Below are 23,950 nucleotides of genomic sequence, written 5' to 3' on the forward strand. Positions count from 1 at the left end.
TTACAATATTTGTTCGCTAAGTTTAGCTTGATTTACTAAATCTACTAAATTAGTAACCTTAAGTTTTCTCATTAAACGAGCTTTGTAAGTGCTAACTGTTTTTTCGTTAATATCTAACTCTTTAGAAATTTCTTTGTTCTTTCTACCAATAGTAAGAAGTTTTAATACTTCTGCTTCTCTAGTAGAAAGTTTTTTGTAAAAGGTTCCACCTTTATTAACTCGTGTACCAAACGCAAGTTGTTGCGTTAAATCGTTACTTAAATGAATGCCTCCTTCATGAACTTTTAAAATGGCTTCATTAATAGTAATCACATTTTCAGATTTGTTTATGTAACCTGCAGCGCCTGCTTTTACGGCGTTTATGGCATAAACTTCTTCGGGTTGCGAACTAAGAATAATGGTTTTAATATCCGGAAAGTCATTTTTTAAATGGCGTAACACTGTTAGTCCGTTTAATTTCGGAAAATCAGTTTCGGTCAAAATAATGTCTACTGGATTTTTCTTTACAAAATCTAAGATGGCTTCTCCATCATTAACACTGCCAACAATTTTTATGTTGGTTGACGCTGAGAATAGGACTTCTAGTCCCTTCCGCGTAATTGGGTGGTTGTCTGCTATTAATAATTTTATCATAATTGTACAGCTTATTTTTTTAGTAACTTATTGAGAGAAAGTTATGTTGAGAGATATAAGCCGTGGTAAATGTAATACTTTTTTAAATAATTTGCAAAATTTACAACATGTTACGAGGAATTTCACATATTGGTATTGGAATCATTTTATGCCTGTTGTTGTTATTATATCGCTTATAAATTTTAAAGACTTCTTGTTTTCTACCACTAAAATCACGGGCAGTTTTACCCTCTTCATCCATATTCATTGCCCACTCTAATTCTGGGTAGGAGGCGCCTATTTGGTCTTCATCACTTCTTGCATCACCAAATAAACCATCGCTAGGCGAGGCTTTTATTATAGATTCAGGAACTTCCAACAACTCACCTAATTTGTATACTTCAGATTTCATTAAGTCGGCAATTGGGCTTAAATCTACTCCGCCATCGCCATACTTAGTATAAAAACCTACACCAAAATCCTCTACTTTGTTACCGGTTCCAGCAACTAATAAACCATAAAGTCCTGCGTAGTAATACAAAGTTGTCATTCGTAATCTGGCGCGAGTATTAGCTAGAGCCATATCTATGGTGGCTTGTTCGCCTTCCATGGTTATCTCCGTTTTAAATTCTTCAAAAACAGGTGTTAAGTCGGCACGTGTAGCTTCAACATTAGCAAATCTAGTTTTAAGTTGTGCAATATGTTCATTGGCACGACTTACATGACTTTCGGCTTGGTGTATTGGCATTTCAATACATAAAACACGAAGTCCAGTTTTTGCGCACAGTGTTGAGGTTACAGCAGAATCAATTCCGCCAGAAACTCCAACTACAAAGCCTTTTACACCAGCTTTGGAGGCATAATCCTTTAACCAATTTACAATGTGATTTTCAACTTTTTCTGTTTGCATGTTAAATGAATTTATATGTAATAATACCAATTAAATTTTAAAATGACATACTGTTATTTTAACTTATTTAGCGTTTTAAAATAATTCGTAAACATTTGCACTAGATAATTATGGCTCTGATTAATTTAAAATACCAGTAAAATAGAACATAATTATAGGCGTTATTTTGAAACTTAATAGGTATAACAGTACCTTTGCTAACAAAAATAACCCAAACGTTCAATTTATAAAAATTTATGAGGTTTAAGTTTTTTATGAAATCTACAATTTTATATTTATTAACACTAATAATGGTTGTTTCTTGTAAAAAAGAAAATGCTCTCGAAAAAGAGATTGCAAAAATAAATACTGATGTTAAAATTGAACGCTTCGATAGGTTGTTTGCCAAGGTAAACTCAAAAAAACTACCCGATTTAAAAAAGGCATATCCTTTTATGTTTTCTGAAAAATATACCGATTCTTTTTGGTTAGCAAAAAAAGCAGATACCTTACAAATTCAATTATTTAATGAGGTTGACAAAGTCTTTGAAGATTTTAGTAATACAGAGTTGGAAATAGAGTCTTTTTATAATCATTTAAAATATTACTATCCAGAATTTAACCCGCCACGTATTATTACTATTACTAGCGATGTGGATTATAGAAATAGTGTAATTGTAACCGATACTATTGCTGTATTGGCTTTAGATATTTACTTGGGTAGTGCGCATGAATTCTATGGCGGAATTTCTAAATATTTAAGAGCTAATTTTAATAAAACACAACTTGTAGTAGATCTTGCAAATGCTTATGCCGAAAAGTATACGTACCACCCAAAGCGTAAAACGTTATTAGACGAAATGGTATACTTTGGTAAACTATTATACTTTAAAGATGTTATGCTGCCGTTTAAAACCGAAGCAGAACGCATTGGCTATAGCGAAGAAGATATAAACTGGGCTAAGGCTAACGAAAGTTATATTTGGCGATATTTTGTAAGTCGCGAATTACTTTTTAGTACAGACACAAAATTACCTCAACGCTTTATAAATCCTGCACCGTTTTCTAAATTTTATTTGGAAGAAATAGATGCTGATTCGCCGGGGCGTTTGGGGCAATATATAGGTTGGCAAATTGTAAGAGCCTATATGCTACAAAATGATGTGTCGTTAAGAGACATGTTAATAAAAAGTACCGAAGATATTTTTAATAACTCAAAGTTTAAACCACGTAAGTAATGGCAAATACAACCACATCCAAAATAGAATTAAATGTTGAATTAGATGAAAATAGGGTGCCTGAAAAATTGCATTGGACAGCCCAAGATGGCGGTGTAACCAACCAAGAAGCAAAGGCTATGATGCTTGCTGTTTGGGATGCTAAAGCTAAAGAGTCTATGCGAATAGATTTATGGACTAAAGACATGCCTGTTGATGAGATGAAAATATTTTTTCATCAAACATTAGTAGCAATGAGCGATACGTTTTTAAGAGCAACTCAAGATGATAAAATGAGTGCTACAATGAAAGATTTTTGCGATTATTTTGCTGAAAAACTAGAGTTGAAAAAGTAAGTTGAATTTAAAAATTCATACTTAATCCAAAACCACTACCATTGGCTATAATTTTAAACTCAGGTTTAAAATTTGTGCTCGATGTCGGGTTTATTGATGCGTTATAAAGCTCTACCGCTTGGTTTATTTTTTTATTAGAACTCGACGAAATTGGTATTGCTACAGCTATTAGTCCTGCGCCAATACCTGCTAATGTCCAATTTACTTCGCCACCACCAAGCGAGGTGCCTATTGGCCATCCAATTAATCCGCCACCAACAAAACCTAATACTCCAGATAAGCTGCGGTTAGTTCGGCCTTTTTTTATCAATTTATAGGCATCAGTATTGGTTTCAATTATTGATGCTAAATCACCAATGGATATCAATTCGTTATTATACGTGTACTTGTAGCCACCAAATACTTTTTCGGTGTCAATTTTTTGAGCATGTGTAAAGGCAGTAAAGGATAAACTGATTACGAAGATTATAAGATAATTTTTCATGTAGATAAGTTTAGGAATAGGTTATACTTGGGGTCTGTTTAATTGTGTATTACAAATATATAGAATTATTTTATCGTTATTTACCAAATAAAATAATGGGTAATTTAGGACAGATTAAGGTCGAGTGTTTTTTATATCTTTTTTTAAATGATCGAGATACAAAATGCCATTTAAATGGTCTATTTCATGCTGAAATATTACCGATGTAAACCCGCTAACGGTTTCTGTTTTATGTTCTGCAGCCATAGTATCGTAATCTATAGTAATAAAAAGCGATCTAGAATCTAATGTTTCAGAGCGATTTGGAATAGAAAGACAGCCTTCTTTTACAGTCTGCTTTTTTTCAGAATATGAAACAATTTTAGGGTTCAAGTAGACTTCAAAAGGAAAATCTTCTTTATCAAAACGTTGTACCCAAATAATGTTTTTTAATATACCAACCTGCGGCGCAGCAATACCAACACCCAATGATGCACTATCCCTTACCGTGGTATAAAGCCTTTTTACAAAAGTTTTTAAATCCAAGTCTTTACTATTTGGTTTTATATAGGCACTTTTCTTTCTTAATAATAACGAATCTTTGGTGTTATTTATCTTGTAAACTCGCATCGGTTTTAAGCTATCGGCATTCATGATTAATGCGGTTTCCTTAGCGGAAAATGATTTTTTAAACGCATGCTTCGTGCTAGTACAGCTAGCTATAATTAAACCTATAATAAAAAGTGTAATTGTTTTATACATGCGCGGGCTTTTTTAATTTAACTAGTATAAACGTAAGCGTATTTTAATTAATACAAATTAAGGGCTACCACTCGTTTATTTTGTTAGAGTCTAGTTTTACGAATATAAAAATAAGAATTGTAAAGGCCCATAGACCAGAACCACCATAACTAAACATAGGTAAAGGAATACCAATTGTTGGGATTAAGCCCATAACCATACCAATATTTATAAAAAAGTGAATAAAGATAATAGAGGCAACGCCATAGCCATAAACGCGACTAAACTGCGATTTTTGTAATTCTGCTAAATGTAAAATACGGAGTAGGAGTAAAACGAATAGAATAACAACCAATGCACTGCCAACAAATCCCCATTCTTCGCCAACGGTACTAAATATATAGTCGGTATGTTGTTCGGGTACAAATTTCCCGGTTGTTCTTGTACCTTCCATAAACCCTCTTCCTGTTAACCCTCCAGAGCTTATTGCTTTTTCAGATTCGTTAAGGTTATAGGCAAAAGTACGTTTCATTTGCTCTAGTTTTTCTGGGTCTTTCTCTAAGCGTAACCATAAACTTATTCGGTCTTGCTGGTGCGGTTGTAAAATACTTTGGTAAAAGAATTTTACACCAAACGATACAGCTATAGCAGCTATTAAAATGAAGACAGATTGAAAAATGCGTAGCTTATTCTTGCTTAAAAAATGAAACGCTATAACAAAAATTAAGGCTGTTATTGTTGCTACAAGTGCACCAAATTTTAGGGATAATATAGAAAGTATAAGTATGGAAATACCTATAGTTAAATAGTATTTAGGTAAACCTTCGCGGTATAAAACAAAAAAGAAAGCACCATAAACAATTGTACTACCAGTATCGTTTTGTAGCAAGACTAAAATAGCCGGAATAATGATAATGATAAAGGTTTGTATTTGGTCTTTAAGGGTGTTTATATTCGTATTTAAATCACTTACATATTTTGCAACGGCTAGGGCTGTGGCTGTTTTTGCAAACTCACTAGGCTGAATGGTCATGCCACCAATACCATACCATGAGGTGGCTCCATTTACGTTTTTACCAAAAATAAAAAGCCCGACTAAGGAGAGCATCGAAATGATATATATAACACTAGAAAAGCGTTCGTAAAACTTGGCATCTACTGCAAGTAATAAAATGACTAAACCAAAGGTTAGAAAGATAAATACAAGTTGTTTTCCAAAGGGTTGCGAAAAATCAAAATAATCTACAGTTACACCAGTATGCGAAGCCGATAAAATATTTAACCAACCAAAACCTACTAAAAGAAAGAAAAGAATAATGGTAATCCAATCAAATTTAAAATGTCTGTTAGTATTCCTAACCATCAACTTTCAGCTTTATTAATCCGGTTTAACTCTTTCTTTAAACGGTAATACTCTTGCTCTTCTACAACTTGCAAAGTAGTATAACCGTTAATTCCAAAGGACTCTCCCGAGAAAGGTTTGGCATACTCGTTTTCTAGAGTATGTCTTAAAAGCCAATCTTCCATGTCTTTTCTAGTGGTGTGGCCTTTTATATGTTTTTCAATCATTAAACTGGCTATTCGGCCGGCAAACCTACTTCCCCAATACCCATTTTCCACAAAAACAGCAATGGCAATTTTTGGGTTGTTTTTAGGCGCAAATGCTAAAAAGATAGAGTGGTCTGTTAATTGAGTTTTTACGCTATCAATTTTTACGAAATTTTCAACCGTTCCTGTTTTTCCACAAATATCAATATCCTTAATTTGTAAGCTTGCAGCAGTTCCTTTTTTATAAACTTGAAGCATGCCTTCAATTACGGGTTCAAAATTTTCCCGGTCTATAGTGGTGTATTTTGGTTGGGTAAATTGTTCTGGTAATGTTTCGCCTTCAATATTTTTTATAATGTGCGGTGTAAAATAATACCCTCGATTAGCAATTGCTGCAGCCATGTTTGCTAATTGTATTGGTGTTGTAGCAACTTCGCCTTGCCCAATGGCATTGGATAAAGTGTAAGTAGAGTAAAACGTATTTGGATAAATATTTTTGTAATAGGCTCTATCAGGAATTCTACCTTTTTGGCCAACATATAAATCGTTATTTAAAAAATTACCTAGACCAAAGCTTTGAGCATGCTTACTCCAAGTGTCTATCCCTTTGGAAGCATTACCGGTTTTGTCTAAAATTTTTCTGTATGTGTTTGCAAAGTAGGCGTTGCAGGAGCGTTGTATGCCACCTACCATATCGTTTCTTGTGCCTCTATGGCAGTGGCATTTCATAAAACGATTACCGTATTTATAGCCAGCGTAACATGTAACAGTCTCTTCTGGAGTTATGACGTCCTCTTGCAGTGCAATTAATGCATTCATTAATTTAAAAGGGGATCCAGGTTCGTAAACCCCCTGTAAACTTCTATTAAAAAGTGGTTTTGCAATGGAGTCGTTGTAGAGTTTAGTAAAGTTTTTAGAACGATCTCTACCAACCAAAAGATTAGGATCGTAGGTTGGTGCCGCTACCATAGATAAAATTTCGCCCGTAGCAGGTTCTATAGCAATAATACCACCGCGTTTATTTTGCATTAACAATTCGCCATAAGCTTGTAATTGGGCGTCAATGGTAATGGTAATGTCTTTTCCTTGTTCGGGTATGGTATCAAATTTACCACCTTTATAAGGGCCTATGTTTTTGTTAAATCTATCCTTTTGTATGAACTTTATGCCCTTTACACCTCTTAATGTTTTTTCGTAAGAGGCCTCCACGCCTTGTTTTCCTTTTAAGTCACCCATTTTGTAATAGGGATCTCTTCTTATATCGCTATGATTAACCTCTCCAATGTCGCCTAATACATTAGCGCCAATGGTCGTTTCGTAATCTCTTAAGGATCGTTTTTGGATATAAAACCCATGGAATTTCCGCATTTTTTCTTGAAGAACAGCATAGTCTTCTTTGGAAAGATGCGAGACAAAAACCGAAGGTAATCGTGGAGAATAATGTCTGGCTTTCTCGTATTTTTTTATAAACTGAGATTTGTCAATTTTTAATAATTCGCAAAATTCAAGTGTGTCTAATGGCTCCACTTCGCGCGGTATAACCATTACATCGTACGAGGGTTGGTTGGCTACGAGTAGCTCGCCGTTTCTGTCGTAAACAAAGCCACGTTTTGGGTAGTCGTAAACCTTTCTTATAGCATTATCTTCATACAAATTATGTCCGCTAGAATTATAAATTTGAAGGTAAAATAACCTTGCAATAAATAATAAGCCAACAGCAATTATGGTAATAAAGAGTAAAAATTGTCTCATTTAGTTTTTCTACTAAAAATTATAGTTACAATAACACTTAATAAAATAGTGAATATACTTGAGAATAACGTTTTTTGAAGGATTAAAAGTATTCTAGAAACACTAAAAATTTCTAACGAAAATAAAACAAAATGGTGTATTACGGTTAACAGGGTAAAATAGGTGAGTTTAGAGCCAAATTCAACCGTGTTAAATTTAATACTTTGGTGCTCGTAAATCATCCCGAAAGACGATTTTAAAATTAGTGGTCTTACGTAAGCTATAAATACACAAGCTCCGGCATGTATACCGCCTGTGTCTAAAAACATGTCTACGGTTAAACCTAGTAAAAAACTTAACAAGATTAAAACAATACGGTTGTTTTTAACAGGAAATAGGGCAATAAATAGGATATAAATATAAGGGTTTATATACCCTGAAAAGTTTATATGATTTAGTATTAAAACCTGCACAAAAACTAATACTACAAAGCGGATGGTATGTATGGAGAAAATACTATTCATTTAGTTACCTAGTAGATTAGAAATTTCTTCTTTATTAGCGTTTTCTATAATATACACATGCTCAATACTAGTCATGTCATTAAACAATCTAACGTTAATTTCGTAATAATTCTCAGCTTGGTCTAGCTTAAAACTTTCAATGGTTCCTACAGGCACACCTTTGGGAAATATTGAGGACTGCCCAGAAGTAATAATAGTATCTCCAGCTTTTACTTTGGCTATTTTAGGTATATCGATAAGTTGTGTGAATTTAGAATCTTTACCATCCCAAATTAACGAGCCCAAGTGGTTTGTTTTCTTTAACTGTGCGCTAATGCTACTTGTACCATTTAAAATAGAGATAACGGTGGCGTAGTTGCCACTAGTTTTATCTATAATACCAACAATACCTTTAGATGAAATTACACCAAAATCTTGTTTAATACTATCATTGCGCCCCTTGTTTATAGTTAAAACATTGTTATTTAGCGAGTAGCTGTTTTTAATAATATTTGCGCTATAAAATCTATAATCTTCGCTAAATGTAAGGCTGTCAATAAATGTAGAGTCGGCGTTAGTATTAACATTTAAAAGTAGTTTTCTTAGCCTTTTGTTTTCGGCGGTAAGCAATTCGTTTTGAGCTTTAAGGCTAAAATACCCCGAAATATTATTAGCAGAATTGTAAACACCTCCGGTTAAAAAATTAGCCGAATTTATAAACTTACTTTTATGGTAGGAGTGCGATTGTATTGTAAATAAAAGCGAAATACCAAACAGCAACAAGAACAACAAAAAGTTTTTGTTTCTTATTATAAAATTAATAATTTGTTGCATTGGGCTGCCTCTTTTAAGCTATTACTTTATCAATACACTTTTGTATTTAGGTAAATTTTTAAGTGTAATACCGGTACCTCTTACCACGGCGCGTAAAGGATCTTCGGCAATGTAAACCGGTAAATCTGTTTTTTGCGATAAACGCTTATCCAAACCACGTAGCATAGAGCCACCACCAGCTAAGTAAATACCCGTGTTATAAATATCGGCAGCCAATTCTGGAGGCGTTTGCGATAAGGTTTCCATAACCGCATCTTCAATACGAAGTATCGATTTATCTAAAGCCTTAGCAATTTCTCTGTACGATATAGAAACCTGTTTTGGTTTTCCTGTTAATAAATCACGACCTTGAACACTCATGTCTTCCGGAGGTAATTCTAAATCTTCAGTAGCAGCACCAATTTGAATTTTTATTTTTTCGGCAGTACGCTCACCCACATAAAGATTGTGTTGTGTACGCATGTAATACACAATATCATTTGTAAAAACATCACCTGCAATTTTTACAGATTTATCACAAACAATACCACCTAAAGCAATAACAGCAATTTCGGTAGTACCACCACCTATATCAACAACCATATTACCTTTTGGTTGCATAATATCCACGCCAATACCAATAGCCGCAGCCATAGGCTCGTGAATTAAGTAAACTTCCTTACCATTAACACGTTCTGCACTTTCTTTTACCGCACGCATTTCAACCTCTGTAATTCCAGAAGGAATACAAATAACCATACGTAAAGCAGGAGTAAAAAACTTCTTTTTTAAAGCCGGTATGTTTTTAATAAACATACTAATCATCTGCTCCGAGGCGTCAAAATCTGCAATTACACCATCCTTAAGTGGTCTAATGGTTTTAATATTTTCATGGGTTTTGCCTTGCATTAAACTCGCTTCTTGGCCAACGGCAATAATTTTACCAGAAATCCTGTCGCGGGCTACTATAGAGGGTGCGTCAACCACAACCTTGTCGTTATGAATAATAAGTGTGTTTGCAGTACCTAAATCTATTGCAATTTCTTCAGTTAAGAAATCAAAAAATCCCATGTGCTATTAAATATTTTATATGGTTTAAAAACGAATCCCGTAAATGTAATAAAAGTTACTAAATATATGACTTTTAACCGGTTCAAATTCTTGTCAAAATAATGTCACTGTTTGTTATACGTTATTCATCGGTTTTTAGACTATTGTTTTAAAATTATGGCGTTACCTAAAAAGGTCGGGCTTTCACTACTCAATCTTTTTGTTTTTTTTAAGGAAAAACAAAAAGGATTTCAAACATACCGTTCAATCCCTAACGCGCTCCGGTGTACTAAAAACTTAAAACTTATTAAAAATTAAACACGTTAAGGAGCAACAATAATTTTGTTTTAGTGTTTAAAATGGCGTGTACCTGTCATTACCATAGCAACACCATTATCGTTACAATAATCAATACTTAGTTGATCTTTAATAGAACCACCTGGCTGAATTACTGCATTAACACCTGCATTTTTAGCAATTTCAACACAATCCGGAAACGGGAAAAAAGCATCACTTGCCATTACAGCTCCGTTTAAATCAAATTTAAAAGTGCCTGCTTTATGTATAGCCTGCTCTAAGGCATCAACCCGACTAGTTTGTCCTGTTCCGCTTGCACATAATTGTTTGTTTTTAGCTAAAACAATGGTGTTAGATTTTGTGTGCTTACAAATTTTAGAAGCAAAAATTAAATCGTCTATTTGCTCTTGTGTAGGTGCCGTATTGGTAACGTTCTTTAAACCTTCAGCAGTATCAGTAATATTATTTCTTTCTTGAAGTAAAACACCGTTTAAACAGCTTCTTACATTCATTTTAGGCATTTCAACATCATGAATTTCTAATAAAATTCTATTCTTTTTACCTTTTAGTATCTCTAAAGCATCAGCAGCAAAAGCAGGTGCAATTACAACCTCACAAAATAACTTATGAATTTCTTCGGCCGTAGCAGCATCAATTTCTTTGTTACTAATTAATACACCACCAAAAGCAGAAACAGGATCGCCTGCTAAGGCATCAACATAAGCTTGGTGTAAAGTGTCGCGTTGTGCTAAACCACATGCATTGTTATGTTTTAAAATGGCAAATGTAGGTGCGTCATTTTTAAACTCTAACATTAAGTTAACTGCCGCATCAACATCTAAAAGGTTGTTATAGCTTAATTCTTTACCATGAAGTTTTGTAAATAACTCATCAAAATTCCCAAAAAAGAATCCTTTTTGGTGTGGGTTTTCGCCATAACGTAACACTTTACCTTTAGTTTCGCTAATTTTTAACGCAGCCTCTTCATGATTTTGGTTAAAGTAGTTAAAAATAGCTGTATCGTAATGCGACGATACGTTAAACGCTTTACCAGCAAAACGCTTTCTGTTTTCTTCAGAAATAGAACCATTGTTTTCAGAAATTAATTCTAAAAACTCAGCATAATCATCAACAGAAGATACACATATCACATCGGCAAAATTCTTAGCTGCCGCACGTATTAAAGAAATACCTCCAATATCAATTTTTTCAATAATATCTTGTTGGCTAGCTCCAGATGCTACCGTTTTTTCAAACGGATACAAATCAACAATAACCACATCAATTTGTGGAATTTCGTATTCTGCTAATTCGGCAACATCACCATCGTGGTTTTGTCTGTTTAAAATTCCTCCAAAAACTTTTGGGTGTAAAGTTTTTACACGACCGCCCAAAATAGAAGGGTAAGATGTTACATCTTCCACCGGAACAACTTTTATACCTAAATCGTTAATAAATTTTTCTGTACCACCTGTAGAATAAATGGTTACACCTTGTTTATCTAGTTCTTTTACAATAGGCTCTAAACCATCTTTACTAAATACAGATATTAATGCCGACTTAATAGTTTTTTCGTTGCTCATTGGTACTTTTTTAAAGTTTTAGAATGAAATTCTTGTTAGTTAATAGCGTTTTTTGCTAAAGTTTGTAATTATTCGCAAAAGTAGGTATTTCATTCAATAAAATAAGCGCCTAATTCTTAAAAAAGACGCCCTTTTTTTAACGAAATCGCGAAGTTGTTAACAAGAAAAACAAATTCCAAAAAAAACATATTCTAAATCCTAAAAGGAATGACTTTCCCTATTGGCATTTAGTTTATGTAATTTTTGGAGTTTTTAAGATAGTATCTGTGCAACTTTTTTATTTACAAATTCTAAAAAACGTTCGTCTTTTTCAGTAAACGGATCTATGGTATTCGAGTCGATATCAATCTGTCCAATATTTTCGCCATTCACAAAAATAGGCACAACAATTTCAGATTTTACGGTTATACTACAAGCAATGTAATTATCTTGAGCGCTAACATCTGGTACCACAAAGTTTTGGTTACTAACAGCAACTTGTCCGCAAATGCCTTTACCAAAAGGAATAACGGTATGGTCTGTTGGTGCGCCAACATATGGGCCTAGGTGTAGTTCTTCTTTGGTACCGTTTCTAAAGTAAAAACCAACCCAATTGTAATATTCTACGTGGTTTTCAAGTAATTCGCAAATAGCTAAAAGGCGTTCGTCTACCGTTTTTTCAGAATTGGCTACTATGGTTTCTATTTGTGGTTTTAATTTTTCTAAAGACATAACTGTAAAAGTTTTTGGTAAAAGTATTTAAAAAGGTGTAATTTCGATATTCAGTTTTAAAATTTATTTTTGAAGGCACTTTTTGTAAAATACAGGTCGGTAATAAAATTTATCCTTACGTTTTTGTTGGTTTATACCGTATTATCAGTAGGTTATAAGTTGTATTTACAGTTTTCGGACGGGTCTAAATTTTATCCAGATTATTTTACGCATTTAGTGGCTGCGCAAACCGAAAACTTATTAAATGGTTTTGGTTACCCTACGCAAGTGCTACCACATCCAGATGAGCCATCCATGAAAGTATTATTAAATGGAAAGTACGTAGCAAGAATTATAGAAGGTTGTAATGGCTTTAGTGTAATTATCTTGTTTATAGCCTTTATTGTGGCTTTCTCAGGGAAACTAAAAACAACGCTATTTTACATCCTTTCTGGTAGTGTTCTGGTCTATATTGTAAACGTATTGCGCATTGTGGTGTTAACCATTGGCTTGTATTATTACCCCGAATATGAAGATGTTTTGCATACCGTGGTTTTTCCTGGAATAATTTACGGTATGGTATTTTTATTATGGGTTTTTTGGGTAAACCGCTTTTCTAAATTAAATAAAAAGGATGCATAAAATTGTAGCAACCATATTGGTTTTAGTGTTTGTTGTCCTGCTGGTTTTAATACGGTTTTATGAAGACGTTTTGTTTTACGATCCGTATTTAACTTTTTTTCAAAACGACTATTTATATATTGATAGTCCACGACGCGAAATAGCAAAATTAGTTGGATTTACAACGTTGCGCTATGCTTTAAACACGGTAGTTTCATTGGCTATTTTGTTGGTTGTATTTAAAGATAAAAGCATTATAAAATTTTCTGCTTTAATTTATGTGTTAGCCTTTTTAGCACTCATGGTGTTTTATCTGTATTTTGTAATTAACCCAAGGCAAGAGGACTATTATTTGTTTTTTAATATCCGTAGGTTTTTAATACAGCCAATACTTTTAATACTGCTATTGCCAGCGTTTTATTACCACAATATTAAAAACTGAATCTACCCAGTACTTTATAAAACCGAAGTGTTAATCATTTTATAAATGGGCCGTAGAGTCTCGAATTTTTCGTAATTTTGCAGCGTGATAAAAGCACTATTACATAAAAGTTTTTCGGCCTTAATGGCATTACTCGTATTGTTTTCGACGGTATCTTTTACCATTGAAAAGCATTTTTGTGGTGATGTTTTAGTAGCTGTATCTATGTTTGCTGATGCCCAAAAGTGCGAAATGGAAGCTTTAGAAGTGCTTTTAAAGAAAACATGTTGTAAAGACGAGATTGATGTTTTTAAAGGACAAGATGAACTAACAGTATCTACCTTTGAAGATTTAGATTTTGAAAAACAGCAATTTCTTGCAGCTTTTACATACAGCTATATATCTTGTTTTGCGAGTTTGCCAAAACAAACTATCCCACATAAAGATTATTCTCCACCTAATTTGGTCACTGATATTCAGGTTTTAGACCAAGTTTTTATTATTTGATTTATAGATTTTTTAAGCCTCATAAGTAAGGGGTTTTAGGTTTTCGCTTTCGCGGAAATATAAAAAGGTTTATTAATTCAAATAAATTTCAAAATGAAACATACATATACAGTTACAGGCATGACCTGTAATGGCTGCAGAACCTCTGTTGAAACCAAATTAAATGCGATTGATGGTGTTACAAAAGCATCAGTAGATTTAGAAACAACTGAAGCCGTTATTGAAATGAATAGGCATGTTGCTTTAAAGGAAATTCAAAACGCATTACCTGAAAAATATACGATACTAGAAAAGAAAGCATCTAATGTTTTCAATACGGCTTCAACTCAAGCAGAAGCAGAAAAATCAGAATTAAAACAACTCTTTCCTTTGTTTTTAATATTTGGTTATATCATTGCAGCTTCTGTTTTACTAAACTACAAGTCTTGGGATACAACTGGTTTTATGCTCGATTTTATGGGCTTATTCTATATTGTGTTTAGTTTTTTCAAACTCCTCGATTTAAAAGGGTTTCCAGAATCATTTAAAATGTACGATCCGCTAGCTAAAGCAATTCCTGCTTATGGTTGGGTTTATCCGTTTATAGAATTGGGGCTTGGTGTTATGTTTTTAATGCGCATTGAAATTTTATTTGCATTAATTATCACTTTAGTTGTTTTAGGAATTACCACTATTGGAGTAACAAAAACATTGCTAGATAAAAAGTCTATACAATGTGCCTGCTTAGGAACGGCATTAAAACTCCCTATGACTAAAGCTACTTTTATTGAAAACAGCATTATGATTGTAATGGCTGTGATTATGTTATTATCGAATTAATATAAAATGGTGTTAGCCCTTGCGTTAGGGATTGAACGGCATGTTTAAGCTCCCGACCTAAGGAGGAGCGAGTAGTGAAAGCCCGACCCCTTGTGGGTAACGCCCAAATTAAATTTATTAAGAATGAAAAGAATTATATATATAATTGTAATGCTTCCGGTTTTGCTGTTTTCGCAAGAAAAAATTACAGGCAAAATACTTGATGCTTACGATAAAACCCAAGAAATAGGGTTGGCAGGTGCTAACGTTTATTGGCAGGGTAAAGAGGTTGGAACAGTAACCGATATTGATGGTAATTTTTCGCTATCGTACAAGCCAGAATACCGCAAGCTTATTATAAGTTACGTTGGTTTTAAAACAGATACATTAACGGTTAATGCGCCTAAAAAAATTAAGCATTGGTTGCAACCTAGCGATAATTTAGATGCCGTTATGGTAAAATCTAGAAAGCAAACCACCGCGAAATCGTATTATAAATCGGCTAACGTTATTAATGTAAGTAGTGCAGAGTTATTAAAGGCGGCTTGTTGTAATCTTTCGGAGAGTTTTGAAACAAACCCTTCTATAGACGTTAATTTTGCCGATGCTATGACGGGAACACGACAAATTAAAATGCTAGGGTTAACGAGTCCTTATATTTTAATTGCCACCGAAAATATCCCGTCTATTCGTGGGGCATCGCAAGCCTATGGTTTAAGTTTTATTCCGGGAACTTGGGTGGAAAGTATTCAAATTACCAAAGGTGCCGGTAGCGTGGTTAATGGGTTTGAAAGTATTGCTGGCCAAATTAATGCCGAATTGGTTAAACCATCTACCGACGATAAATTGTTTGTTAACTTATACGGCGCATCTAGCGAGCGGTTGGAGCTTAATACACACATAAACACTAAGGTGAGCGATAAATGGCATACGGGTTTGTATGTTCATGGTAATACACATAATGGAGCGCATGATGTTAATGACGATGGCTTTTTGGATATGCCAAAATTTAATCAAATTAACTTGATGAATCGTTGGCAATATACCGATACAGAAAAGGGTTTTGTAAGCTTTGTTAATTTGAAGTTTTTAAATGATGAAAAGCAAATGGGCGAGTTGGATTTTAATCCAGAAACCGATAAGCTAACTACCAATAATTGGGGTGGCGAAATTGATACGAAACGTTACGAGATTTCTGCTAAATTTGGTTATGTTAACCCGGAAATTCCTTGGCAAAGTATTGGGGTGCAAACGGCGTTTAGTAGCCATAAACAAGATTCGTATTTTGGTTTAAATACTTATGATATTACACATAACAGTTTATATGCTAATGCTATTTATAACTCTATAATTAGCGATTCTAGACATAAAATAAAAACAGGAATTAGTTATACTTACGATCATTACGACGAGTTTGTAAATGCGGGGGCGTTAGATGCAGATTTTGAAAGAACAGAAAATTCGGTAGGTGCGTTTTTTGAGTATAGTTTTGATAATTTGGAGCTGTTTAATCTTACCGCAGGTGTGCGTGTGGATCATCATAATTTGTTAGGTGAATTTATAACACCACGAGTACATGCGCGTTATTCGCCTTGGAGTAAATCGGCCTTTAGAGCATCGTTTGGTAGAGGGAAACGAAGTGCTAATATTTTTACCGAAAACCAACAACTGTTCTCTACATCTAGACAAATTAATATTCTAGATACAGGAGGAAGTGTGTATGGTTTAGACCCAGAAATTGCATGGAATTATGGCGTATCTTATTTACAAGATTTTAATCTTTTTGGTAGGAAAGCCGATATAACATTAGATTATTATAAAACCGATTTTAAAAATCAAATTGTAGTAGATTGGGAAACCCCTACCGAGATAAATTTTTATAATCTAGACGGAAAAAGTTTTGCAAATAGTTTTCAGGCCGAATTGAATTATAATGTTTTTGAGCATGTAGATTTGCGAATGGCTTATAAATTTTATGATGTAAAAACCGATTATAATTCGGGCAGATTAGAGCGCCCGTTAACACCTAAACATCGCTTTTTTGCAAATATTGGATACGAGACCGAACATAACGAAACTAAACTCGATTTCTGGAAGTTTGATACCACCTTTAATTGGTTAAGCGACCAACGTTATGCCAATACAAGTGCAAACCCTACCCAGTATCAATTGCCCGAGCGAACACCAACGGTGGCAACTTTAAATGCGCAAATAACCCGAGTATTTTCTCCAAAATTTGAAGTATATTTAGGTGGTGAGAATATTACAAATTTAAGGCAGTCTAATCCTATTTTAGGTGCAGAAGACCCCTTTGGTGCGAATTTTGATTCTACCTTTGTATATGGCCCCATTTTTGGAAGCATGTATTATGCTGGCTTGCGATTTAAACTTCGTTAGAAAAATAGAAGTTTAAATTATTAACTAGAAAATTAATTAAGAGACCTCTAGCGAGGATATTAAAAATATTAAATAATTAAAACATGAAAAAACTATTAGTAATAGCTTTAATGCTAACCGGAACATTAACATTTGCACAGAATAAAAATGCCAAAGGATTGATAGAGGTAGATGGTATTTGTGGAATGTGTAAAGCACGTATTGAAAAGGCTTGTTTAAACACAAAAGGCGTAAAGTTTGCCGATTGGAGTATAGACACCCATGAGTTGAAATTAATTTTCGACGACCGCAAAACAAGCGTTGCTACCATAGAAAAGCAAGTGCTTGCTGCTGGACACGATACTAAAGCATTTAAGGCTACCGATGAAGCTTATGCTACTGTGCACCCATGTTGTAAATATCGTGATGAGGCGATAATTGATGACCATGCTCCAAAAAAAGAACATGAGCATAAGCATGAAGACGGCGAAAACCATTAACATTAAACTATGAAACCAACTCCAAAACATAATGCGCGAGTTGCAAAATTAACTTTTGCATCTGTATATCCACATTATATTGCAAAAGTGGAGAAAAAAGGTAGAACGAAAGATGAACTTTTACAAGTTATTACTTGGTTAACGGGATTCGATGAGGTTAAATTACAGCAGCTTATTGATGATAAAGTGACTTTTGAAACCTTTTTTAAAGAGGCTAAATTAAACCCAAATGCAAAGTTAATTAAAGGTGTTATTTGTGGGTATAGAATAGAAGATATTGATAACCCTTTAACAAGGCAAGCAAGGTATTTAGATAAATTGGTAGACGAATTGGCTAGAGGTAGAAAGATGGAAAAGATATTACGAACATCTTAAGTGAAATTAATTTTTAAATATGCCTAAAGCGCAATATCGTATTTATGTTATAGAATTGTCTAAACGAGTGTTTACTGAAAATGCTAAGTTTCGTGCAGCAAATCCGCAATTTAATGGCGTATTGGAATGTTTGTATGTGGGTATGACAAGTAAAACGCCCAAAGAAAGATTCATCCAACATAAAACAGGGTATAGAAATAGGAAAGGCTATAAGTTGTCGTCCAATATTGTACAGAAATACGGATCGTATTTAAGACCAAGTTTGTACAATCATATCGATCCTATAAGTTCTAGAGCCGAAGCTTTAAAAATGGAAGAAGCATTAGCTTTAGAGTTACGCAGAAAACGTTATGCGGTTTGGTTTAATTAAAAATTGAAACATATAAAATAGAAAAGCCTTTGATGAAAATCAAAGGCTTTTAAGTTTATAAATTGACAGGAGTCAATGTGCATCGGTATTTACCATTACATCATTCCTGGCATTCCGCCACCGCCCATTGGAGGCATAGCAGGAGCATCTTCTTTAATGTCTATTAAAGCACACTCTGTTGTTAGAATCATTCCAGCTACCGAAGCTGCATTTTCTAAAGCAATACGCGTTACTTTTTTAGGATCGATAATACCAGCTTTTAGCATATCAACATACTGTTCAGATTTGGCATCGTAACCAAAATCTTTTTTACCTTCTAATACTTTATTGATAACTACAGAACCTTCGCCTCCAGCATTTTCAACAATAGTTCTTAAAGGAGCTTCAACAGCTTTATTTACTATTTGTACACCTGTGGTTTCATCTAAATTATCAGTTGTAATTTTTGCTAAAACAGATTTTGCTCTAACTAAAGCAACACCACCACCAGCAACAATACCTTCTTCTACTGCAGCTCTCGTTGCGTGTAAGGCATCATCAACACGGTCTTTTTTCTCTTTCATTTCAACTTCACTTGCAGCACCTACGTAAAGTACAGCAACACCTCCAGCTAATTTAGCTAAACGCTCTTGCAGTTTTTCTTTATCGTAATCTGAAGTTGTAGTTTCAATTTGAGATTTAATTTGGTTTACTCTAGCTTTAATATCTCCAGCTTTTCCAGCACCATTAACAATAGTTGTATTGTCTTTATCTACGGTTACTGTTTCGGCTGTACCTAACATGCTTAAATCTGCGTTTTCAAGAGTAAATCCTCTTTCTTCAGAAATTACAGTTCCACCAGTTAAGATAGCAATATCTTCAAGCATGGCTTTACGTCTGTCTCCAAATCCTGGAGCTTTAACAGCTGCAATTTTTAATCCGCCTCTTAATTTGTTTACTACTAAAGTAGCTAAGGCTTGTCCGTCTACATCTTCTGCAATTATTAATAAAGGACGACCAGATTGTGCCACTGGCTCTAATATTGGAAGAATTTCTTGTAAGTTAGAAATCTTTTTGTCGAATAATAAAATGTATGGATTTTCTAAATCGGCAATCATTTTATCGGCATCTGTTACAAAGTAAGGAGATAAATATCCTCTGTCGAATTGCATACCTTCAACTACGTCAACATAAGTTTCCATACCTTTAGCTTCCTCAACAGTAATAACGCCTTCTTTTCCAACTTTACTAAAAGCTTGAGCGATTAACTCACCAATAGTATCGTCGTTATTTGCAGAAATAGCAGCAACTTGTTTTATTTTTTCAGAAGAATTACCAACTTTTTGAGCTTGTTTTTCAAGATCTGCAACAATGGCTTCAACAGCTTTGTCTATACCACGTTTTAAATCCATTGGGTTAGCACCAGAAGCTACGTTTTTTAAACCTTCTTTTACAATAGCTTGTGCTAATACCGTAGCAGTTGTAGTACCATCACCAGCTAAATCGTTAGTTTTAGAAGCTACTTCTTTTACCATTTGAGCACCCATGTTTTCGTGCTCGTCTGCCAATTCAATTTCTTTAGCTACAGATACACCATCTTTAGTTACAGAAGGAGCACCAAAGCTTTTAGAAATAATTACGTTACGTCCTTTAGGACCTAAAGTTACTTTTACTGCATTGGCTAATGCATCTACACCACGTTTTAAACCGTCGCGCGCTTCGATATCAAATTTTATGTTTTTTGCCATAATGAAAATTTTTTAAAATTTTTAAATCTCAATTTTCAAAATTTAAAATCCCAAAATTGGAATTAGAATGTTTTATTGAGAATTTTTGGAATTTTGTTTTTTTAATTTTTTGGAATTTGCAATTAGATAATTGCCAATATATCACTCTCACGCATGATTAAATAATCATTACCTTCAAGTTTAAGTTCTGTTCCTGCATATTTTCCATATAAAACGGTGTCTCCAACTTTAACTGTAATAGGCTCGTCTTTTGTTCCTGGGCCAGCAGCAACTACAGTACCTTTTTGTGGTTTTTCTTTGGCATTATCTGGAATAATAATTCCTGAAGCTGTTTTTGTTTCGGCAGCAGCAGGTTCAATTAGAACACGATCTGCTAAGGGTTTAATGTTTAATGACATTTTTATATAGTTTTTTATAATTAATATTAACGTTTAAGGACGGTGCTAAAAATGTGCCATTACTTGCTAACTGACAAACTTGCAGAAACAAAAAATGCCAACTTATAAAGTTGGCATTTTTTGTTTGTTTTTGTCCTAAAATTACTCTGCTACAGAATCCTCTGGCGTTGCAGTTGTTGTGTCAGTTGTTGTAGGTACAGCTGGTAAAGGTTGTGTACTTGGTGCATCGGCGTCATATGCTTTAGATTCTACTCCTGCACTTCCTCTGTCAATGGCAATGTTTGATACTAGTATTAATACTAATAGCAAAGTTGCTAATGTCCATGTACTTTTATCTAAAAAGTCGGTTGTCTTTTTTACACCACCTAATTGTTGTGTACCGCCTCCACCAAAAGATGAAGATAATCCGCCACCTTTAGGGTTTTGAACCATAATTACAACGATTAGCAAAAATGCTACAACTACTATAAGGACTAAAAATATTGTAAACGTACTCATTATTCTCTATTATTTTGTTCTTGTATGTGCTCTACAGCTTTAATTTGGTTTGCAAAGAAACTACTTTTTTCTGGATATTTCAAACTTAAAATTTTATATGATTGAATTGCTTTTTTGTAGTTTTTTTGTTCAACATAAATACGCGCTAAAGTCTCGGTCATTAAAGCTTCTGGCTGTATCATTTGTGCGTTTGCCAAGTTTCCTTTGGAAGGCGCTGTTTTATTAGGTGTTATTTTTGGGTTTTTAGCTATAAACTTATCGATAAGTTGAAACTTTTCGGACTTAGCTAATCCTTTTGAAGGTGAGTCTTTATCGGGTGTTTCCTGCTGTGTGCTTGGTTCTACTTCTTGCTCGCGTTGAATAGGTTTAAACTTCGAGAGTTTTAGCCACTCGTTAAAAGAATGCGTTTCTTTTTTATCAAATTGAAGTGGTTGTCCGAGGTTTAAAAGGTCTTCGGCGGTTGCTTCTTGGGTTTTGTTTTCGTTGTTAGTGTTTTCGATTTCTTCTGATTCGTCTAATTTAAAACCTGTAAATTTTTTAGGTCTATATTCTTTGGGTTCAAATAAAGCAGGGTCTAAAACGCCATCGGTATCTTTAATTTGTTGTTTTAAAATATCATCGATGGTTACACTGCGGTTAACCGAGATATCTTCAACATTTACAGAGATGCCTTTTAAGCTTTCTGTATTTCTTTTAATGGCCTTAGATATTTCATTTTGAATGAAAGCTTCAGAGGTTATATAATCGAATAAAATACTACGATCGGTTGTGTAAGCAGCTGTTGTTTTAAGCTCTTGGTTGTATAAAATGCTGCTTTGGTTTTTTAATCCTTTTAAGTGAATAGCACGCGCAGCTTGAAAATATGGAAACCTATCAATAATAGATTTTACAGCCTCGGTTTGCTCATGCGAAATGGCTTGCGGATGTTGTAAAATATATGTAAAATCTGTTTGATTCATTGGTTGTGCCTTATTTTTTAAACTACTACCATTTTGCTAATGTAGCATTAAACATGTCTTGAGTTATACGTTCAAATATTTCTTCGTGTGCTGTTGTTTTTACGCTTCCAATTAATTGTGTGCTTGCAGGGTAGTCATAGAAAAAAGAAAAACTTTGTTCTAAATCGTCTTCTTCTTTTTTAGTGTTTAAAAAACGTAATTTAACACTAATTGTTAGTCGATTTTGAGCTGCTGTATTTGCAGAGGTTGCCGTAGTAGGCGAAATTCTATAATCTGTAATTTCGCCTTCATAAATTAAATCACCGTTATTTGGGTTTAGCGTTAAATTGGTTTGGTTTAAAATATAGTCTTCAAGGGCTATTTTAAAATCGTTTTCTAGACCGGGTTCTACTAATAAAGCTGTGTTTTCAAATCGGTTTACCTGAAAAGTTTCTGTGCCAGGAGGAATTGATGCTCCTGTAAATGAGTATATGCCACAGCTAAATAAAGTTAAAGTTAATAGCAGGATAATGATGTGATTTAAATGTTTCATTTGTTAAGTTGGTGTGTAACTTATAGTTTTTGTGCTTGTTATAGTGTAATTGTAACGAATAACTTTACTTAATGTTATAAATCGAACTGCTTAATTTTTCGATAAAGTGTGCGCTCGCTAATCCCTAATTCTTCGGCAGCTAATTTACGTTTTCCGTTGTGACGTTCAAGCGATTTTTTAATTAATTCCAATTCCTTATCGTGTAAAGAGAGCGTTTCTTCCTCTTCAATTTCTTCGGCAAAGTAATACTTGTCTTGTACAGGTGCTGTTGAGTCTTTACTGGCGTTATGTTCTGCAATAGCAATGAGGTCGCTGTTTGTATCTGGTTCTTTAAAATCGATATCCTCATCATCGGTGTCGCCATAAATTTTTTGAATTAGGCTTTCATTATTTTTTTCAACATCTTTAACGTTGCCGTTTTTCATGAGTTCCATAGTCAACTTTTTTAAGTCGTTTAGGTCGGCTTTCATGTCGAAAAGGACTTTATATAAAATTTCGCGTTCGCTACTAAAATCGCTTTCCGATTTAGATGTTTTAATAACAGCAGGTAAATTAGTGCCGGATGTGGCTGGTAAATATCCTTGCAGTGTTTCTGCGCTTACCGTTCGGTTTTGTTCTAAAACCGAAAGTTGTTCGGCTATATTACGTAATTGACGAATGTTTCCGCCCCAGCGGTGTTTTAGTAAAACTTGAACGGCATTATCGGTTAATTTTATAGTAGGCATTTTATATTTTAATGCAAAATCGCTAGCAAATTTCCTGAATAAAATATGAATGTCCTCTTGACGCTCTCTTAGTGGTGGCAAGTTGATGTCTACCGTGCTTAGTCTGTAATATAGATCTTCTCGAAATTTTTCTTTTTCGATAGCTTCAAACATATTTACGTTGGTAGCAGCTACTATACGAACATTGGTTTTTTGCACCTTACTTGAACCTACTTTTAAAAATTCGCCATTTTCCAAAACACGTAATAATCGTACTTGAGTAGTTAATGGTAATTCGCCAACTTCATCTAAAAAAATGGTGCCACCATCGGCAACTTCAAAATAGCCCTCGCGGGTTTGTGTGGCACCCGTAAAGGCTCCTTTTTCGTGCCCAAACAACTCACTATCTATTGTGCCTTCTGGAATAGCACCACAGTTTACAGCAATATATTTGTTGTGTTTTCTATGCGATAATTGATGTATTATTTTTGGAATACTTTCTTTTCCAACACCACTTTCTCCGGTAACCAAAACCGAGATATCTGTAGGCGCTACTTGTATGGCCTTTTCGATAGCGCGGTTTAGCGCTTGGTTATTACCAATAATTCCAAAACGTTGTTTTATAGCTTGAATTGATTCCATAATAATTACCCATTAAATGGGAATCTTTT

Annotated in this window: 27 protein-coding genes; 10 read left to right on the forward strand and 17 right to left on the reverse strand. The window is 34.2% G+C overall.

Annotated elements, in window-relative coordinates:
• A complete protein-coding gene (locus BMY96_RS07815; protein WP_092851099.1) occupies window positions 1–633 on the reverse strand; it encodes a response regulator in 633 nt (210 codons plus the stop codon).
• 100 nt (window positions 634–733) lie between these two features.
• Complete coding sequence (nadE, locus tag BMY96_RS07820; RefSeq protein ID WP_092851101.1) at window positions 734–1,522, reverse strand: NAD(+) synthase; 789 nt, start codon at window positions 1,520–1,522, stop codon at window positions 734–736.
• Between the two features lie 254 nt (window positions 1,523–1,776).
• Here nadE and gldB point away from each other — a divergent pair, with 254 nt between their 5' ends.
• Window positions 1,777–2,739 carry a gliding motility lipoprotein GldB gene (gldB, locus tag BMY96_RS07825; protein WP_092851102.1) on the forward strand — a complete coding sequence of 321 codons (963 nt, stop codon included), beginning with the start codon at window positions 1,777–1,779 and terminating at the stop codon, window positions 2,737–2,739.
• Window positions 2,739–3,074 (forward strand): gliding motility protein GldC, encoded by a 336-nt coding sequence (gene gldC / locus BMY96_RS07830; protein WP_092851103.1) that lies wholly within the window; start codon window positions 2,739–2,741, stop codon window positions 3,072–3,074. The genes gldB and gldC overlap by 1 nt, the downstream gene beginning before the upstream one ends.
• 7 nt (window positions 3,075–3,081) lie before the next feature.
• Here gldC and BMY96_RS07835 read toward each other — a convergent pair whose 3' ends face one another.
• From BMY96_RS07835 to BMY96_RS07875, 9 genes are all read right to left on the reverse strand, one after another.
• Complete coding sequence (locus tag BMY96_RS07835; RefSeq protein WP_092851105.1) at window positions 3,082–3,558, reverse strand: hypothetical protein; 477 nt, start codon at window positions 3,556–3,558, stop codon at window positions 3,082–3,084.
• A 114-nt stretch (window positions 3,559–3,672) separates the two neighbouring features.
• Complete coding sequence (gene def / locus BMY96_RS07840) at window positions 3,673–4,299, reverse strand: peptide deformylase (protein ID WP_092851106.1); 627 nt, start codon at window positions 4,297–4,299, stop codon at window positions 3,673–3,675.
• 64 nt (window positions 4,300–4,363) lie between these two features.
• Window positions 4,364–5,641 carry a rod shape-determining protein RodA gene (rodA, locus tag BMY96_RS07845; RefSeq protein ID WP_092851107.1) on the reverse strand — a complete coding sequence of 426 codons (1,278 nt, stop codon included), beginning with the start codon at window positions 5,639–5,641 and terminating at the stop codon, window positions 4,364–4,366.
• Window positions 5,641–7,578 (reverse strand): penicillin-binding protein 2, encoded by a 1,938-nt coding sequence (gene mrdA / locus BMY96_RS07850; protein WP_092851109.1) that lies wholly within the window; start codon window positions 7,576–7,578, stop codon window positions 5,641–5,643. The genes rodA and mrdA overlap by 1 nt, the downstream gene beginning before the upstream one ends.
• Window positions 7,575–8,081 carry a rod shape-determining protein MreD gene (gene mreD / locus BMY96_RS07855; RefSeq protein WP_092851110.1) on the reverse strand — a complete coding sequence of 169 codons (507 nt, stop codon included), beginning with the start codon at window positions 8,079–8,081 and terminating at the stop codon, window positions 7,575–7,577. Before mreD ends, mrdA begins: the two co-directional genes overlap by 4 nt.
• Complete coding sequence (gene mreC / locus BMY96_RS07860) at window positions 8,082–8,894, reverse strand: rod shape-determining protein MreC (RefSeq protein WP_092851111.1); 813 nt, start codon at window positions 8,892–8,894, stop codon at window positions 8,082–8,084. It lies immediately after the preceding gene.
• A 21-nt stretch (window positions 8,895–8,915) separates the two neighbouring features.
• Window positions 8,916–9,944, reverse strand: coding sequence for a rod shape-determining protein (locus BMY96_RS07865; RefSeq protein WP_019388210.1), 1,029 nt, complete (start codon window positions 9,942–9,944; stop codon window positions 8,916–8,918).
• A gap of 326 nt (window positions 9,945–10,270) precedes the next feature.
• Window positions 10,271–11,803 carry a bifunctional phosphoribosylaminoimidazolecarboxamide formyltransferase/IMP cyclohydrolase gene (purH, locus tag BMY96_RS07870; protein WP_092851113.1) on the reverse strand — a complete coding sequence of 511 codons (1,533 nt, stop codon included), beginning with the start codon at window positions 11,801–11,803 and terminating at the stop codon, window positions 10,271–10,273.
• A 252-nt stretch (window positions 11,804–12,055) separates the two neighbouring features.
• Entirely contained in the window at window positions 12,056–12,514 is a 459-nt protein-coding gene (locus tag BMY96_RS07875) for a GAF domain-containing protein (RefSeq protein ID WP_092851114.1), read from the reverse strand.
• A 69-nt stretch (window positions 12,515–12,583) separates the two neighbouring features.
• On the opposite strand from BMY96_RS07875, the gene xrtF reads away from it, so the two are divergent.
• From xrtF to BMY96_RS07915, 8 genes are all read left to right on the forward strand, one after another.
• A complete protein-coding gene (xrtF, locus tag BMY96_RS07880; protein WP_092851115.1) occupies window positions 12,584–13,135 on the forward strand; it encodes an exosortase family protein XrtF in 552 nt (183 codons plus the stop codon).
• Window positions 13,128–13,556 (forward strand): exosortase F system-associated membrane protein, encoded by a 429-nt coding sequence (locus tag BMY96_RS07885; protein ID WP_092851116.1) that lies wholly within the window; start codon window positions 13,128–13,130, stop codon window positions 13,554–13,556. The genes xrtF and BMY96_RS07885 overlap by 8 nt, the downstream gene beginning before the upstream one ends.
• Before the next feature lie 84 nt (window positions 13,557–13,640).
• Complete coding sequence (locus BMY96_RS07890) at window positions 13,641–14,042, forward strand: HYC_CC_PP family protein (RefSeq protein WP_092851118.1); 402 nt, start codon at window positions 13,641–13,643, stop codon at window positions 14,040–14,042.
• Between the two features lie 93 nt (window positions 14,043–14,135).
• Window positions 14,136–14,861 carry a heavy metal translocating P-type ATPase gene (locus BMY96_RS07895; protein WP_092851119.1) on the forward strand — a complete coding sequence of 242 codons (726 nt, stop codon included), beginning with the start codon at window positions 14,136–14,138 and terminating at the stop codon, window positions 14,859–14,861.
• A gap of 123 nt (window positions 14,862–14,984) precedes the next feature.
• Window positions 14,985–17,237, forward strand: a complete 2,253-nt coding sequence (locus BMY96_RS07900; RefSeq protein ID WP_092851120.1) for a TonB-dependent receptor — start codon at window positions 14,985–14,987, stop codon at window positions 17,235–17,237.
• Between the two features lie 83 nt (window positions 17,238–17,320).
• On the forward strand, window positions 17,321–17,716 hold the full coding sequence (locus BMY96_RS07905) for a heavy-metal-associated domain-containing protein (protein ID WP_092851122.1): 396 nt from the start codon (window positions 17,321–17,323) through the stop codon (window positions 17,714–17,716).
• A gap of 9 nt (window positions 17,717–17,725) precedes the next feature.
• The gene (locus BMY96_RS07910) at window positions 17,726–18,091 is read left to right on the forward strand and encodes a DUF2200 domain-containing protein (RefSeq protein WP_092851124.1); all 366 of its coding nucleotides are present in this window, start codon (window positions 17,726–17,728) and stop codon (window positions 18,089–18,091) included.
• A 19-nt stretch (window positions 18,092–18,110) separates the two neighbouring features.
• A complete protein-coding gene (locus BMY96_RS07915) occupies window positions 18,111–18,461 on the forward strand; it encodes a ribose-5-phosphate isomerase (protein WP_092851125.1) in 351 nt (116 codons plus the stop codon).
• A 95-nt stretch (window positions 18,462–18,556) separates the two neighbouring features.
• On the opposite strand, the gene groL is transcribed toward BMY96_RS07915, so the two are convergent.
• The 6 genes from groL to BMY96_RS07945 all read right to left on the reverse strand — a co-directional run bounded on the left by groL (window position 18,557) and on the right by BMY96_RS07945 (window position 23,921).
• The gene (groL, locus tag BMY96_RS07920) at window positions 18,557–20,188 is read right to left on the reverse strand and encodes a chaperonin GroEL (protein WP_092851126.1); all 1,632 of its coding nucleotides are present in this window, start codon (window positions 20,186–20,188) and stop codon (window positions 18,557–18,559) included.
• A 122-nt stretch (window positions 20,189–20,310) separates the two neighbouring features.
• Window positions 20,311–20,586 (reverse strand): co-chaperone GroES, encoded by a 276-nt coding sequence (locus BMY96_RS07925; RefSeq protein WP_092851127.1) that lies wholly within the window; start codon window positions 20,584–20,586, stop codon window positions 20,311–20,313.
• Window positions 20,587–20,727: 141 nt separating this feature from the next.
• Window positions 20,728–21,084: a preprotein translocase subunit SecG gene (secG, locus tag BMY96_RS07930; protein ID WP_092851129.1), complete on the reverse strand. Its 357-nt coding sequence runs from the start codon at window positions 21,082–21,084 to the stop codon at window positions 20,728–20,730.
• Entirely contained in the window at window positions 21,084–22,043 is a 960-nt protein-coding gene (locus tag BMY96_RS07935; RefSeq protein ID WP_092851130.1) for a DUF8458 domain-containing protein, read from the reverse strand. Before BMY96_RS07935 ends, secG begins: the two co-directional genes overlap by 1 nt.
• Before the next feature lie 25 nt (window positions 22,044–22,068).
• Window positions 22,069–22,575, reverse strand: coding sequence for an LPS assembly lipoprotein LptE (lptE, locus tag BMY96_RS07940; protein WP_092851131.1), 507 nt, complete (start codon window positions 22,573–22,575; stop codon window positions 22,069–22,071).
• Between the two features lie 74 nt (window positions 22,576–22,649).
• The gene (locus BMY96_RS07945; protein WP_092851132.1) at window positions 22,650–23,921 is read right to left on the reverse strand and encodes a sigma-54 interaction domain-containing protein; all 1,272 of its coding nucleotides are present in this window, start codon (window positions 23,919–23,921) and stop codon (window positions 22,650–22,652) included.
• Window positions 23,922–23,950: the final 29 nt, after the last annotated feature.

The organism is Algibacter pectinivorans, from assembly GCF_900112595.1.
GTDB classification, from domain to species: Bacteria; Bacteroidota; Bacteroidia; order Flavobacteriales; family Flavobacteriaceae; genus Algibacter_B; species Algibacter_B pectinivorans.

What these genes read in the sequence shown, in the direction of transcription:
- BMY96_RS07815 (WP_092851099.1), bottom strand. Translation starts at nt 633, where the DNA reads ATGATAAAATTATTAATAGCAGACAACCACCCAATTACGCGGAAGGGA.
- nadE (WP_092851101.1), bottom strand. Translation starts at nt 1,522, where the DNA reads ATGCAAACAGAAAAAGTTGAAAATCACATTGTAAATTGGTTAAAGGAT.
- gldB (WP_092851102.1), top strand. Translation starts at nt 1,777, where the DNA reads ATGAAATCTACAATTTTATATTTATTAACACTAATAATGGTTGTTTCT.
- gldC (WP_092851103.1), top strand. Translation starts at nt 2,739, where the DNA reads ATGGCAAATACAACCACATCCAAAATAGAATTAAATGTTGAATTAGAT.
- BMY96_RS07835 (WP_092851105.1), bottom strand. Translation starts at nt 3,558, where the DNA reads ATGAAAAATTATCTTATAATCTTCGTAATCAGTTTATCCTTTACTGCC.
- def (WP_092851106.1), bottom strand. Translation starts at nt 4,299, where the DNA reads ATGTATAAAACAATTACACTTTTTATTATAGGTTTAATTATAGCTAGC.
- rodA (WP_092851107.1), bottom strand. Translation starts at nt 5,641, where the DNA reads ATGGTTAGGAATACTAACAGACATTTTAAATTTGATTGGATTACCATT.
- mrdA (WP_092851109.1), bottom strand. Translation starts at nt 7,578, where the DNA reads ATGAGACAATTTTTACTCTTTATTACCATAATTGCTGTTGGCTTATTA.
- mreD (WP_092851110.1), bottom strand. Translation starts at nt 8,081, where the DNA reads ATGAATAGTATTTTCTCCATACATACCATCCGCTTTGTAGTATTAGTT.
- mreC (WP_092851111.1), bottom strand. Translation starts at nt 8,894, where the DNA reads ATGCAACAAATTATTAATTTTATAATAAGAAACAAAAACTTTTTGTTG.
- BMY96_RS07865 (WP_019388210.1), bottom strand. Translation starts at nt 9,944, where the DNA reads ATGGGATTTTTTGATTTCTTAACTGAAGAAATTGCAATAGATTTAGGT.
- purH (WP_092851113.1), bottom strand. Translation starts at nt 11,803, where the DNA reads ATGAGCAACGAAAAAACTATTAAGTCGGCATTAATATCTGTATTTAGT.
- BMY96_RS07875 (WP_092851114.1), bottom strand. Translation starts at nt 12,514, where the DNA reads ATGTCTTTAGAAAAATTAAAACCACAAATAGAAACCATAGTAGCCAAT.
- BMY96_RS07885 (WP_092851116.1), top strand. Translation starts at nt 13,128, where the DNA reads ATGCATAAAATTGTAGCAACCATATTGGTTTTAGTGTTTGTTGTCCTG.
- BMY96_RS07895 (WP_092851119.1), top strand. Translation starts at nt 14,136, where the DNA reads ATGAAACATACATATACAGTTACAGGCATGACCTGTAATGGCTGCAGA.
- BMY96_RS07900 (WP_092851120.1), top strand. Translation starts at nt 14,985, where the DNA reads ATGAAAAGAATTATATATATAATTGTAATGCTTCCGGTTTTGCTGTTT.
- BMY96_RS07905 (WP_092851122.1), top strand. Translation starts at nt 17,321, where the DNA reads ATGAAAAAACTATTAGTAATAGCTTTAATGCTAACCGGAACATTAACA.
- BMY96_RS07910 (WP_092851124.1), top strand. Translation starts at nt 17,726, where the DNA reads ATGAAACCAACTCCAAAACATAATGCGCGAGTTGCAAAATTAACTTTT.
- BMY96_RS07915 (WP_092851125.1), top strand. Translation starts at nt 18,111, where the DNA reads ATGCCTAAAGCGCAATATCGTATTTATGTTATAGAATTGTCTAAACGA.
- groL (WP_092851126.1), bottom strand. Translation starts at nt 20,188, where the DNA reads ATGGCAAAAAACATAAAATTTGATATCGAAGCGCGCGACGGTTTAAAA.
- BMY96_RS07925 (WP_092851127.1), bottom strand. Translation starts at nt 20,586, where the DNA reads ATGTCATTAAACATTAAACCCTTAGCAGATCGTGTTCTAATTGAACCT.
- secG (WP_092851129.1), bottom strand. Translation starts at nt 21,084, where the DNA reads ATGAGTACGTTTACAATATTTTTAGTCCTTATAGTAGTTGTAGCATTT.
- BMY96_RS07935 (WP_092851130.1), bottom strand. Translation starts at nt 22,043, where the DNA reads ATGAATCAAACAGATTTTACATATATTTTACAACATCCGCAAGCCATT.
- lptE (WP_092851131.1), bottom strand. Translation starts at nt 22,575, where the DNA reads ATGAAACATTTAAATCACATCATTATCCTGCTATTAACTTTAACTTTA.
- BMY96_RS07945 (WP_092851132.1), bottom strand. Translation starts at nt 23,921, where the DNA reads ATGGAATCAATTCAAGCTATAAAACAACGTTTTGGAATTATTGGTAAT.